Genomic DNA, 13,106 nt, shown 5'->3' on the forward strand with positions numbered 1-13,106 from the left:
CAATTCGGTAAATTGAACTTGTTCGATATATCGAACTTTCGTGCAGTATCTGAAAAACGTCTATCCACGTCAAGCATGAGCACGGACACCGAACCTCCCCGCGTTGGCGCCGCACTGCAGGCGCTGCGCAGCAGCCGTGGCCTGTCGCTGGACGACCTGTCCAAGCGAGCGGGCGTCAGCAAGTCGATGTTGTCGCAGATCGAGCGCAACCAGGCCAATCCCACAGTGGCCGTGGTCTGGCGTCTGGCCAATGCGCTGGGCGTGGAGATGGGCGAGCTTCTGGGTGCCGAGCGCCCGAGCACGCCGGCCATCGAGACGGTGCCGGCCCATGCCACGCCCGCCCTCACCAGCCCGGACGGCCTGTGCAAGCTGCGCATCCTGGGCCCCATCGAACTCGCGGGTCACTTCGAGTGGTACGAGCTCAGCGTGCAGCCCGGCGGCGTGCTGGACAGCCAGGCGCACGAGCCGGGCTCCCGCGAGCACCTGAGCGTGCTGTCGGGCAGCCTGGAGGTCACGGCGCAAGGCGTGACGAGCAGACTCAAGGCCGGCGAGACGGCGCGTTATGCGGTGGACGGGCCACATGCGATCCGCAATGTCGGCAAGTCCGCCGCGACTGCGCTGCTGGTGGTCCTGCACCCGTAGACTCCCGCGGGTCAACTCGGGAGCCCGCTGATGATTCAACGCCGTTCCGCCCTCGCGGCGCTGGCCGCCCTGCCTTTTGCCGCAGGCGCGCAAGACCACAAGCCGATCCGCATCCTCGTCGGCTTCCCGGCCGGCGGCGGCACGGACGCCATCGCCCGGCTGCTCGCCGAGGCGCTGCAGGCCGCCCTCGGCACAACGGTTCTGGTGGAGAACAAGCCCGGCGCCGGTGGCCAGCTCGCGGCCCAGGCGCTGAAGGCCGCCGCGCCGGACGGCACGACCTTTTTCCTCAGCCACGACCACACCATCTCCATCCTGCCGCTGGTGCTGAAAGCCCCGGGCTTCGACCCGGCCCGGGACTTCACGCCCGTGGCGGGCTTCGCGACGTTCGCGAACGCGCTGGCCCTGTCGGGCGGCACACCCGCCGCCAGCCTGCCGGACTACCTCGCGTGGGTGAAGAAGCAAGGCGGCCAGGGCAGCGTCGGCGTGCCGGCGCCGGCCTCGGTGCCCGAGTTCCTCGTCAAGCTGCTCGGCGAGAAGAACGGCCTGAACCTGCTCAGCGTGCCCTACCGCGGCAGCGCGCCGATGATGGCCGACATGCTGGGCAACCAGATCAGCGCGGGCGTGGGCTCCGTGCCCGACCTGATCGCCAACCACCAGCAGAAGAAGCTGCGCATCGTGGCCGTCATGGGCCAGCAGCGCCAGGGCGTGCTGCCCGAGGTGCCGACGTTCGCGGAGCTGGGCATCGCGGGCTTCGAGGACCTGCCCTACTACGGTGTGTTCGCTCCGGCGGGCACGGCGCCGGCGGTCGTCGAGCGCTTCTCGAACGCGCTGGCGGGCGTCATCGCCCAGCCCGGTGTGAAGGCGCGGCTGACGGAGCTGGGGCTGTCGGTCGGCCTGATGACTTCGGCCCAGCTCGCCGAGCGCGAGCGCGCCTATTCGGCGGCCTGGGCTCGCATCATCAAGGCCGGGGGCTTCCAGCCTCAGTAGGGTCTGCGGACCCTAGCAGCCGGTCCAGCGTCAGCCGGGACCAATTGCCCTCCACCCACAGGTTGGCCAGCAGACCCTGGCGCTCGGCGAGGAAGGCGCTGAGCAGCGGCTCGGCCGACGCGCGCTCCGGCGAGCACAGCAGCACCAGGCGCTGGGCGCCCTCTTCTTCGAGCAGCCCGATCCAGTCCATGGCCTGCAACTTGTCGAGCACCGGCGCGAGCTGCAGCGGGTCCACACGCAGCGCGCCGGCCAGCGCCAGGTGCGTCAAACCCCGCTGGCCGGCCTCGCGCACGCGCCACAGCTCGCGCAGCACTTCCAGCGCAAGCGCCATGGGCTGGCCGGGCAAGTCCGGGCGCAGGTGCAGCCGGCCGGTCAGGCTGGGCGTGTTGGCCGCCAGGATGGCACCCAGCAGCACGATGACCCAGCCGAGGTAGATCCAGATCAGGAAGATGGGCACGGTCGCGAAGGCACCGTACAGCGTCGAATAGGTCGGCACCTGCTTCACGTACCAGGCGAGCAGCGACTTCGCGAGCGAGAAGCCGATGGAGACGAAGACACCGCCCAGCAGCGCGTGGCGCCAGCGGACGTGGGTGTTGGGCACGTAATGGAACAGCCCGGCCATCGCCAGGCCCAGCAGCACGATGTCGACCCCGCCCAGCAGCGCGGCCAGGTTGCCGGGCATCTTGGTGAACAGGCCCTGGCCGACGCTGACCGCATAGCTCGTCAACGTCAGGCTGCCGCCCAGCAGCAGCGGCCCCAGTGTCAACGCCGCCCAGTAGACGAGCACGCGCTGCGCCATGGGGCGCGGCCGGCGCACGCGCCAGATGGCGTTGAGCGTGCGGTCGATGGTCAGCATCAGTGCCAGCGCGGTGACGCCCAACACGACGAGGCCGACGGCGCCGAGCTTGTTGGCCTTGGCCGCGAACTGCGTCAGCGAGGCCAGCACCGGCTTGGCGATGTTGGGCGGGATCAGGCTCTTCAGGAAGTACTGCTCCAGCGCCGACTGGAAGTTCGCGAAGATCGGGAACGCCGTGAAGACGGCCAACATCACCGTCAGCAGCGGCACGAGTGAAATGAGCGTCGTGAACGTGAGGCTGCCGGCCGTCAGGCCGAGTTTCTCCTCGCGGAAGCGCTGGCGGAAGGTGTGCAGCGTCTGCAGCCAGGGCCAGGCCAGCAGCTCGGTAATGAAATCGTTCGCGAAGGCAATCGGGTTGCGGGAGAGCGGTGCGTCCAGCGGCTCGGGCGCGGCGGGCGGAACGGAAGAGACAGGCGTCAAGGACATGGCTTCTATGATGCCGCAGCTATGTCCCCTGCCCTCGAAACCGCTCCCCAGAGAACCGAACCCACGGCCGTCGAACGCCTGTCGCGCAACGTCGCGTTGGGCGCCACCGTCGCATTGATCGTGCTGTGCCTGGCCTGGGAGCTGTGGCTGGCGCCAACGGGCCGCGGCACGCTGGCCGTGAAGGCGCTGCCGCTGCTCGCCGCACCCCTCGGCCTGTGGCGCTATCGCATGTACACCTACCGCTGGCTGGCACTGATCATCTGGCTCTACGTGATGGAAGGCCTGGTGCGCTCGACCAGCGAAGCGGGCCGCGGCCAGTGGCTGGCGCTGGGCGAGGTGGTGCTGGGCGTGCTCATCTTCGTGGCCTGCACGGCGCAGATCCGCCAGCGTCTGGCGGCGGCCAAGGCGGCGGAAGCGGCATGACCGCCTTTCTCGATGCGCTGCGCGCGCAACTGGGCGATGCGGGGCTGCTGGCCGGTGGCGACTTGTCCGCCTACGAGGGCGACTGGCGCAAGCGCTACGCCGGCAAGGCGCTGGGCGTTGCGCGGCCGGCCTCGACGGAAGAAGTCGCTGCCGTGATGCGGCTGTGCCACGCACACCGCGTGCCGGTCGTGCCCCAGGGCGGCAACACCGGGCTCGTCGGCGGCTCGACGCCGGACGACAGCGGCAGCCAGCTCGTGCTCAGCCTGTCGCGCATGAAGCGCGTGCGCGGCATCGACGCGGCGAACGCGAGCCTGACGGCCGAGGCCGGCTGTGTGTTGGCCGAAGTGCAGGCTGCGGCGGCGCAGGCCGGCATGCTCTTTCCTTTGAGCCTCGCGGCCGAAGGCTCCTGCACGCTGGGCGGCAACCTGGCGACCAATGCCGGCGGCACGCAGGTGCTGCGTTATGGCAATGCGCGCGAGCTTTGCCTGGGGCTGGAGGTGGTCACGGCAACCGGCGAGGTCTGGCAAGGCCTGTCGGGCCTGCGCAAGGACAACACCGGCTACGACCTGCGCGATCTCTTCATCGGCAGCGAGGGCACGTTGGGCATCATCACGGCCGCGACGATGAAGCTCTATCCAAGCCCCAAGGAGCGCCTGACGGCGCTGGCGGCCTGCGCGTCGATGGACGATGCGGTAAGGCTGCTGGGTCTCGTACGGGAACGCGCGGGGGACGCGCTGACCGGCTTCGAGGTGATGAACCGCGCCGCGCTCGCGCTGGTCGCGCGCGAGCTGCCGCAGCTGGCACAGCCGCTGCCGGGCGCCGAGTGGACGGCACTGCTGGAGCTGTCCGACGCCGAAAGCGCCGAGCATGCTCATGCGGTGTTCGAAGGCCTGCTGGAGGCGGGCGTCGAGCGTGGCTGCGTGCAGGATGCAGCCATCGCACAGAACATCCAGCAGGCCAAGGCGTTCTGGCATTTGCGCGAATCCATCCCGCTGGCCCAGGCGCAGGCGGGGTTGAACATCAAGCACGATATCTCGCTGCCCGTGTCCGCCATCTCCGGCTTCGTCGCCGAGATGGATGCGGCGCTGGCGGCCTACCTGCCGGGCATCGAGGTCATCGACTTCGGCCACCTGGGTGACGGCAACCTGCACTACAACGTGCAAGCGCCGGCCGGCGTGCCAGCGGCCGAGTTCCTGACCGCGCACGAGACGGCGATCAACGAACTGGTTTACGACGCCGTGCAGCAGCGCGGCGGCTCGATCTCGGCCGAGCATGGCATCGGCCGGCTCAAGCGCGAGGAACTGAGCCGCCGCAAGGACCCGACGGCCCTCGCGCTGATGCGGTCGATCAAGCGGGCGCTGGACCCGCTCGACCTGCTCAACCCTGGGCGGCTGGTGTAACGGTCACGCGGCGGCCGGTGGCGAACCGGCCCAGCTTGATGAGCAGCCGGAACACGAATCGCACCATCAGCAGTGTCAGCACCGCCTCGACCAGCGTGATGAAGAACGCACCCACCATCGTGAAGCGCGGCACGCGGCGACGGAACTTGGCCAGCGCGCCGTCACGGGCGATCTCGATGCTGTCGTAGAAGCTGGGCACCACCAGCAGCGTCAGGAAGGTCGACGTGATCGTGCCGCCGATGATGGCCACGGCCATCGGGCGGTAGAACTCGCCGCCCTCACCGATGCCGATGGCCACCGGCATCATCCCGGCGATCAGCGCCAGCGTCGTCATCAGGATGGGCCGGAAGCGCTTGCGGCCGGCGTGCATCAGCGCCTCCTCGCGGTTGATGCCGGCCCGCTCCTCCTGGCGCGTCGCGTCTAGCAGCAGGATGGCGTTCTTCGCCACCAGGCCCATCAGCATGATGACGCCGATGAGGCTCATCAGGTTCAGCGTGCCGCCCGTCAGCAGCAGGGCCAGCACGACGCCGATCAGGCTCAGCGGCAGCGACAGCATGACACCCAGCGGCGCCGTGAAGCTGTTGAACTGGATGACCAGCACGAAGTACATCAGCGCGATGCCCGACAGCAGCGCGGTGATCATGGCCGTGAAGACGACCTGCTGGTCGCGTGCCGCGCCGGCCAGTTCGATGCCGAAGCCGGGCGGGAAGTCGATCTTCTCGGCCAGCTTCTTGGCCTCGGAGGTGATCTCGCCCGGCGCGCGCCCTTGGGCATTGGCGCTGACCGTGATGGTGCGCTTGCCGTCGCCATGCTGGATCTGGCCCGGGCCCTTGCCCATCGTGACGGTGGCGATCTGGTCCAGCGGCACCATGCGGTTGGTGCCCGTCACGGCGATCGGCAGGCGCTCGATGTTGGCGGCGTCGACACGGTCGGCCGGGTGCAGACGGATGGACACGTCGCGGGCCTCGCCGGTCGGGTCGATCCAGTCGCCAGCCTCGACGCCGGCGAAGGCGACGCGCAGCGCCTGGGCCGCATCGTTGACCGAGATGCCCATCTGGTTGGCCAGGCCGCGGTCCAGCTCGATCTGCAGCTCGTTCTGCGGGTCCTGTTCGGAGTAGCCGACGTCGACCGCGCCCTTGATGCCCTGCATGGTCTTCTGGAAGTCCTGCGTGATCTCCTGCAGCTTGCGCGAGTCGGCGCCGTAGAAGCGGATCTGCACGGGCTTTTGCGCACCGTTGTTGAGGTCATCCAGCACGACATACTCGGCGCCGACCAGGCGGCCCACCTTCTCGCGCAGCTCCTTGGCGATGTCGGCGGCGGAGCGCTGGCGCTCGGTGCTCTTGCCGATGTCGATGTAGATGCGGCCGCCGCTGGCGTTCGGGTAGGCGGTCGTGTGCTTGGTTTCCTTGATCGTCGAGGCCAGCGCCGCGGCGGCGTCGAGCTTGAGCTTGGAATAGTCCAGGCTGCTGGACGCCGGGCTGCGCACCTCGATGGCGAGGAAGCCGGCGTCGGACTGCGGCAGGAAGCTGGAGCCGCCGACCGTGACCTGCAGGGCGATGGCGCCGATGAAGCTCAGCACCGCGAACGCAGCCATCCAGCGGCGGTGGTGCAGTGCCCAGGCGATGACGTGGCCATAGCCATTGGCGACACCGTCGAACCAGTGGTTGAAACGCTCCAGCACCTTGCTGAAGCCCTTCTTGGGCTGCTCGTGGTACCCCGGGGGGTCGCCCCAATAGGCCGACAACATCGGGTCGAGCGTGAAGCTGATGATCAACGACACGATGACCGAAGCCACGACGGTCAGCGCGAAGGGCTTGAACCACTGGCCGGGGCCGTTGCCCATGAAGGCAACCGGCACGAACACCGCCACGATGGCGAAGGTGGTGGCGGCCACGGCCAGGCCGATCTCGGCCGTGCCCTCGCGCGCTGCGGTCACGCGGTCGCTGCCGCGCTCCATGTGCCGCACGATGTTCTCCCGCACGACGATGGCGTCGTCGATGAGCACGCCGATGGCCAGCGACAGGCCCAGCAGGCTCATGAAGTTCAGCGAGAAGCCCATCAGCCAGACGGCGATGAAGGCGGCCAGCACCGAGGTGGGCAGCGACAGCGCGGTGATCAGCGTCGAGCGCCAGCTGTTCAGGAAGGCGTAGACGACGAAGATGGTCAGCCCCGCGCCGAAGACCAGCGAGTGCGTCACGTTGTGCAGGCTGTCCTCGGCATCCTTGCCGCCGTCCTGCGTGACCTCCAGCGTGGTGCCGGCGGGAAGTTCCTTCTCGATCTCCTTGACCAGCTTGCGCGAGTCGTCGGCGACGCTGACGGTGGACGCGTCGCGCGAGCGCGTGATGGAGATGCCGACGTTGGGCCGGCCGTTGCGCAGCGAATAACCCGTCATCTCGGCGAAGCCGTCCCGAACCTCGGCGACCTGGCCGAGGCGGATGACATTGCCGCCCGCCCCAGCGCTGGTGCCGGCGCCTGAACGCTTGACGATCATCTGCTCGAACTCGGCCGGCGATTCGATACGGCCCAGCAGGCGGATGCTTTGGTCCTCCAGCGTGCCGCGCACCTTGCCGACCGGCGCGGTGGTGTTCTGCGCGCGCACGGCGTTCAGCACCTCGGTGACGGACACGCCGAACTCGCGCAGCTTGTCGGCACGCAGCAGGATGGACAGCTCGCGGCGCAGCGCGCCGTTGACGTTGACGACCGACACGCCGGTGATGCCGCGGAAGCGCTCGGCCAGCTTGTCCTCGGCCAGGCGGCTGAGCTGGGCGTGGGTCAGCGTCGTGCTGGACAGCGACAACTGCAGGATGGGCTGGGCGCCAGGGTCGGCCCGCGTGATGATGGGCTCGCGGATCTCGGTCGGCAGCTTGTAGCGCACCGACGCGATCGCGTTGCGCACCTCGTCGGCGGCCTCGATCATGTTCTTCGAGAAATCGAAGACCAGCACGATGGTCGCGCTGCCCTCGCGCGACGTCGAGTTGGAGCGGTCCACGCCGGAGATGCTCTGCAGCGCCTTCTCGATGCGGTTGACGACCTCGCGCTCCACGGTCTCGGGTGAGGCACCCGGATACGGGATGTTGATGACGAGCACCGGCGGCTCGATGTCGGGGAACTGGTTGACCTTGAGCTTGGACAGCGCCAGCAGGCCCACCAGCATCAGCCCGATGACCATGACGACGGTCGCGACGGGCCTGCTGATGCTGAAGTTGGAGAGGAACATCGGGGTACCCCTTGCGGATTACTTGCTGGCAGGTGCGGCGGGCCGAACGGCGGATGCCGCACCGGCGCCGGCGGCCACACGTTGAACCGGTGCGCCGTCGGTCAGGCTGCTGGTGGGCGCACGCAGCACTTCGTCGCCCACGGTGAGGCCCGAAGCGATGACCACTTCGCCACGGCGGTCGTCGCGCTCGCCCAGCGTCACGGGCACTTTCTTCAACTGGTTGCCGGCCACCTTCCAGACGAAGGCGTTATCACCCTGGCGCACCACCGAGCCTTCGGCCAGCACCAGCGAGCGCCGGTCGGCGCTCTCGACGCGACCTTCGGCGTAGAGGCCGGCGACCTGCGGCGCCTTGGCGCGGTCGTTGAACTCGGCGATCAGCTCGACCTGGCGGGTCGTCGCATTGGCGGCGGCGTCGATGCGGGCCAGCTTGCCGCGGAACTCGGCGTCACCGAAGCCGTTGATGCGGAAGGACACCGGCTGGCCCAGCTTGAGCTCGCCGAGGCGGTCGGCGGAGACCTGGCCCTCGAAGCGCATCGAAGCCGGGTCGATGACCTTGATGAGTTCGCGGCCGATCTGCACGGTGTCGCCGACGGAGATCTTGCGCTCGCTGACGACGCCGTCGAACGGTGCGCGAACCTCGGTGCGGGAGACCTGCTGACGCGCCGTGACGGCACGGGCCTTGGCCGCGGCCAGCTCGCTCTGTGCCGAGTTGCGCCGTACCTCGGCGTCCTCCAGACCCTGCATGGAGATCATGCCCTGCTGGTTCAGCGTGCGCTGGCGGACCAGCACGCGTTCGGCCTGCTCGAAGCTTTGCTGTGCGGCGCGCAGGGCTTCGTCGGCGGACGTGAGGCCGTCGCGGATGGAGGTGGGGTCCAGGCGGATGATCAGGTCACCCGCGCGCACACGCTCGCCGTTGTCCTTGGCCACCTGCAGCACGACGGCGGCCACCTCGGCGCGCAGGTCGGCGCGGCGGGCCGGCTGGATGGCACCGGTGATGACGGGGGCGCCGATCAGGCCGCTCTGCCCGACCTGGCGCAGGTCCTCCGGAGCCAGCAGCAGCGGCGCGGCCGGCTTGGTGGTGGCCTTGGCATCGTCGGGCTTGCCGCCCTTGCCGCAGGCGGTGAGGATCAGGGCCAACGTCAGGGCGGTCAGGATCGGCGTTGCACGCGTCATGGAGAAGCTTTCTTCAGACAAGGTTCAGGCGGCGAAAACGCCGGAGCTTAACGTTCTGACACGACTTCGCCAGAGGTCATGCACGGGCGCAGCGGCCCGCGCCGTTGCGCCGCTTCAGGCGGGGCGCCAGTCGAGCGGCCAGGCGCCCTGCTGCCAACGCTGCAGCCAGAGCAGGCCAATCAGCGTCTTCGCGTCAGTCAGCTCGCCGCGGGCAGCGAGCCGGTCCAGGTCGTCGACGGTGTGTGTGACGAGCTCGAGGAACTCGCCTTCATCCAGCTTCTGCTCGCCGCGCGTGAGGCCGCGTGCGAAGAAGATGTGGATGCCCTCGTCGGAGTAGGCGATGGCGTTGTGCAGCACGCCGGCATAGGCCCATTCGGCGGCGCTGTAGCCAGTCTCTTCCAGCAGCTCGCGCCGGCCGCAGACGCCAGGGTCTTCGCCGGCGTCGAGCTTGCCGGCGGGGAACTCCAGCATCACGCGGCCCATCGGATAGCGGTATTGCCGTTCCATCAGCAGGCGGCCGTCGTCCAGCAGCGGCACGACCATGACGGCACCGGGATGGCGGATGTACTCGCGGTGCGAGGTGCTGCCATCGGGCAGCGCCACGCGGTCGCGGCGCACGTCCAGGAAATGGCCCTGGTAGACCTGATTGCTTTCGAGCGGTCGCTCGACGAGATGGGTGTCAGCCTCGGCCACGGCGCAGGTATCTCCAGACGAAGCCGGGGAAACCCAGCGTGATGAAGAGGCAGGCCGCCGCGGCGTAGAACTCCCAGCCCTGGGCGTGGCGTTGGCCGATGCGGGCCTCGAGCAGCGAGCCGATGGCAAAGGTCAGCACCGCCATCAGGACGAGTTCCAGCAGCCGCCACCACGCCGCCTTGGGCGCCTGGCGCGGGCCGACGAGCAGCAGCCTCTCGTTGAAGTAAGGCAGGTTGGCTGCGAAGACAGCCAGGGCCAGGACCAGCCAGACAGCGACGGACTGGTCCATGGCAGCCGGCCCTCAGGTCGTCAGTGCTTGGCGGATGGCGACCTTGCACAGCTCCAGCAGGCCGCCCGGCAGCAGGCCGAAGACGAGCACTGCGGCGCCGTTCAGCGTCATGACGAAGCGCACGTCGGCGGGTGCGGCCAGCGGCGCGGTGTCGGTCGGCGCATCGAAGAACATGACCTTGACGACGCGCAGGTAGTAGAACGCCCCCACCAGCGAGACGACGACGGCGAAGCCAGCCAGCCACAGGTAGAACGGCAGTTCGGGCGCCACCAGCGCCTGCAGCACGGCCAGCTTGGCGTAGAAGCCGACGGTCGGCGGCACACCGGCCAGCGAGAACATGAACAGCGTCATGACCAGCGCGAACCAGGGGCTGCGCTTGGCCAGGCCGGCCAGGTCCTTGATCTCTTCTGCCTCATGGCCCTGGCGCGACAGCAGGACGATCATGCCGAAGGTGCCCAGCGTCGTCAGCACGTAGGTGACGACATAGAACATGGCCGAGCTGTAGGCGTTTGCTCCCCACTGCGTGCTGGCATTGACGACGCCGGCGGTCATGCCAAGCAGCATGAAGCCCATGTTGGCGATGGTCGAATAGGCCAGCATGCGCTTGAGGTTGCTCTGCGCGATGGCGGCCAGGTTGCCGACCAGCAGCGACATGACGGACAGCACCACCAGCATCTGCTGCCAGTCGACGGCCAGGCCGATCATGCCTTCCACCAGCAGCCGCACGGTGATGGCGAACGCAGCCAGCTTGGGCGCGCCGCCGATGAGCAGCGTGACGGCCGTGGGGGCGCCCTGGTAGACGTCGGGCACCCACATGTGGAACGGGGCGGCGCCGAGCTTGAAGGCCAGGCCGGCAACGACGAAGACGACGCCGAAGATCAGCACGGCCTTGTTCGGGATGCCCTTGGAAATGACGTCGAAGACCTCGGGAATGGTCAGCGAGCCGGTGGCGCCATACATCATCGAAAGGCCGTACAGCAGGAAGCCGCTGGCCAACGCGCCGAGGACGAAGTACTTCATCGCAGCTTCGGTCGACACGGCGTGGTCACGGCGCAGCGCGACCAGCGCGTACAGCGACAGGCTCATCAGCTCCAGGCCGAGGTAGACGACCAGGAAGTTGTTGGCCGACAGCATCACGTTGATGCCCAGCAGCGCGAACAGGCTGAGGATGAAGAGCTCGCCCTTGAGCATCTCGCGGAAGGCGGCGTAGGGGCGCGCGTAGACCAGCGTGATCAGCGTGGCGACGCAGGCGAAGCCGGCCAGCAGGTGGCCCATGGGGTCGGCCACCACCATGTTCTGCATGGCGTAGGTGGTGACGCCGGCGTCGTAGTAGGAGAAATGCATGCCAGCCACGACCACCAACGTCAGTTGGGTCAGCCAGTAGGTGGGGCGGCGCTGTTCGTCGGTGACCCACAGGTCCACGAGCGCGACCACGCAGCCCATCGCGAGCAGCAGGATTTCGGGATAGATCGCGAGCCAGTTCATGTCGTTCATTGTTTTGCCTCAGCGCGCCATCAACCGGGGATCTTGCTCTGCGCGACGTGCTGGAGCAGCTCGACGACGGAGTGGTGCATCACGTCGGTGAAGGGCTTGGGATACAGGCCCATGTAGAGCGTCGCCACGGCCAGCAGCGCCAGCATGATGAATTCGCGCTTGTTGATGTCGGTGAGCGCGCGGACGTCATCGTTGGCGATGTCGCCGAAGTAGACGCGCTTGACCATCCACAGCGTGTAGGCCGCGCCGAAGATCAGTGCGGTCGCGGCGACGCCGCCGAGCCAGAAGTCGTACTTCACGGTGCCCAGGATGACCATCCACTCGCCGACGAAGCCGGCCGTGGCGGGCAGGCCGCAGTTGGCCATGCCGAAGAACACGGCGAAGGCGGCGAACTTGGGCATGGTGTTGACGACGCCGCCGTAAGAGGCGATCTCGCGTGAATGCACGCGGTCGTAGAGCACGCCGATGCACAGGAACATCGCGCCCGACACGAAGCCGTGGGCGATCATCTGCACCAGGCCGCCGGAGACGCCCAGCTCGTTGAAGATGAAGAAGCCCAGCGTGACGAAGCCCATGTGCGCGATGGACGAGTAGGCCACCAGCTTCTTCATGTCCTTCTGCACCAGCGCGACGAGGCCGATGTAGACGACGGCGATCAGCGACATCGCGATGATGAGCCACGACCATTCGCGCGCGGCGTCAGGCGCAATGGGCAGCGAGAAGCGCAGGAAGCCGTAGCAGCCCAGCTTGAGCATGATGGCCGCCAGCACGACGGAGCCGCCGGTGGGTGCCTCCACGTGCGCATCGGGCAGCCAGGTGTGCACCGGCCACATCGGCACCTTGACCGAGAATGCGGCGAGGAAGGCGAAGAAGAGATAGGTCTGCGCGCCACCGGTCAGCGGCAACTGGTGCCAGGTCTGGATGTCGAAGCTGCCACCGGCCTTGACGTACAGGTAGAGCAGCGCGATCAGCATCAGCAGCGAGCCGGCCAGCGTGTACAGGAAGAACTTGAAGGCCGCGTAGACACGGTTCGGCCCGCCCCAGACGCCGATGATGATGTACATCGGGATCAGCGTGGCCTCGAAGAACACGTAGAACAGCATGCCGTCCAGCGCGCTGAACACGCCCACCATCAGGCCCGACAGGATCAGGAACGCGCCCATGTACTGGTTGACGCGCGTCTCGATGACCTCCCAGGCGGAGATGACGACGATGACGGTGATGAAGGCCGTCAGCGGCACGAACCACATCGAGATGCCGTCCACGCCGAGGTGGTAGTGGATGTTGAAGCGGGCAATCCAGGGCTGGTTCTCGACGAACTGCATGGCAGCCGTCGTGGTGTCGAAACCGGTGATCAGCGGGATGGTGGCGAGGAAGCTCGCCACCGCCGCCACCAGGGCCAGCCAGCGCACTGCGTGCGCCTGGTCGTCGCGCCCGAGCGCCAGCAGCAGCGCGCCGCAGACGATGGGCAGAAAAATCGCAAGACTCAGCAACATTCTTGTTATC

At 68.0% G+C, this 13,106-nt stretch carries 11 protein-coding genes; 4 read left to right on the top strand and 7 right to left on the bottom strand.

What is annotated here, in order from left to right; all coding sequences use genetic code 11:
* Positions 1–75 precede the first annotated feature (75 nt).
* Together ASD35_RS19125 and ASD35_RS19130 are read left to right on the top strand one after the other, a co-directional pair.
* Complete coding sequence (locus tag ASD35_RS19125) at positions 76–642, top strand: helix-turn-helix domain-containing protein (RefSeq protein ID WP_056876555.1); 567 nt, start codon at positions 76–78, stop codon at positions 640–642.
* A gap of 30 nt (positions 643–672) precedes the next feature.
* Positions 673–1,629 carry a tripartite tricarboxylate transporter substrate-binding protein gene (locus ASD35_RS19130; RefSeq protein WP_056876556.1) on the top strand — a complete coding sequence of 319 codons (957 nt, stop codon included), beginning with the start codon at positions 673–675 and terminating at the stop codon, positions 1,627–1,629.
* Here ASD35_RS19130 and ASD35_RS19135 read toward each other — a convergent pair.
* A complete protein-coding gene (locus tag ASD35_RS19135; RefSeq protein WP_082580288.1) occupies positions 1,601–2,911 on the bottom strand; it encodes a YihY family inner membrane protein in 1,311 nt (436 codons plus the stop codon). The genes ASD35_RS19130 and ASD35_RS19135 overlap by 29 nt on opposite strands.
* A gap of 21 nt (positions 2,912–2,932) precedes the next feature.
* On the opposite strand from ASD35_RS19135, the gene ASD35_RS19140 reads away from it, so the two are divergent.
* Positions 2,933–3,334 carry a DUF2069 domain-containing protein gene (locus ASD35_RS19140; RefSeq protein WP_056876557.1) on the top strand — a complete coding sequence of 134 codons (402 nt, stop codon included), beginning with the start codon at positions 2,933–2,935 and terminating at the stop codon, positions 3,332–3,334.
* Positions 3,331–4,734, top strand: a complete 1,404-nt coding sequence (locus ASD35_RS19145) for an FAD-binding oxidoreductase (protein WP_056876558.1) — start codon at positions 3,331–3,333, stop codon at positions 4,732–4,734. Before ASD35_RS19140 ends, ASD35_RS19145 begins: the two co-directional genes overlap by 4 nt.
* Here the strand turns inward: ASD35_RS19145 and ASD35_RS19150 are convergent.
* From ASD35_RS19150 to ASD35_RS19175, 6 genes are all read right to left on the bottom strand, one after another.
* The gene (locus ASD35_RS19150; protein ID WP_056876559.1) at positions 4,712–7,951 is read right to left on the bottom strand and encodes an efflux RND transporter permease subunit; all 3,240 of its coding nucleotides are present in this window, start codon (positions 7,949–7,951) and stop codon (positions 4,712–4,714) included. The two genes, ASD35_RS19145 and ASD35_RS19150, sit on opposite strands and share 23 nt — an antisense overlap.
* 18 nt (positions 7,952–7,969) lie before the next feature.
* The gene (locus tag ASD35_RS19155) at positions 7,970–9,124 is read right to left on the bottom strand and encodes an efflux RND transporter periplasmic adaptor subunit (RefSeq protein ID WP_056876560.1); all 1,155 of its coding nucleotides are present in this window, start codon (positions 9,122–9,124) and stop codon (positions 7,970–7,972) included.
* A 114-nt stretch (positions 9,125–9,238) separates the two neighbouring features.
* Positions 9,239–9,817: an NUDIX domain-containing protein gene (locus ASD35_RS19160; RefSeq protein WP_056876561.1), complete on the bottom strand. Its 579-nt coding sequence runs from the start codon at positions 9,815–9,817 to the stop codon at positions 9,239–9,241.
* Positions 9,804–10,106, bottom strand: coding sequence for a DUF2818 family protein (locus ASD35_RS19165; RefSeq protein ID WP_056876562.1), 303 nt, complete (start codon positions 10,104–10,106; stop codon positions 9,804–9,806). Before ASD35_RS19165 ends, ASD35_RS19160 begins: the two co-directional genes overlap by 14 nt.
* A 12-nt stretch (positions 10,107–10,118) precedes the next feature.
* Positions 10,119–11,600, bottom strand: coding sequence for an NADH-quinone oxidoreductase subunit NuoN (gene nuoN, locus ASD35_RS19170; RefSeq protein WP_056876563.1), 1,482 nt, complete (start codon positions 11,598–11,600; stop codon positions 10,119–10,121).
* 20 nt (positions 11,601–11,620) lie between these two features.
* Entirely contained in the window at positions 11,621–13,096 is a 1,476-nt protein-coding gene (locus ASD35_RS19175; RefSeq protein WP_056876564.1) for an NADH-quinone oxidoreductase subunit M, read from the bottom strand.
* Positions 13,097–13,106 lie beyond the last annotated feature (10 nt).

The organism is Pelomonas sp. Root1444 (assembly GCF_001426885.1).
Classification (GTDB): Bacteria; Pseudomonadota; Gammaproteobacteria; order Burkholderiales; family Burkholderiaceae_C; genus Pelomonas.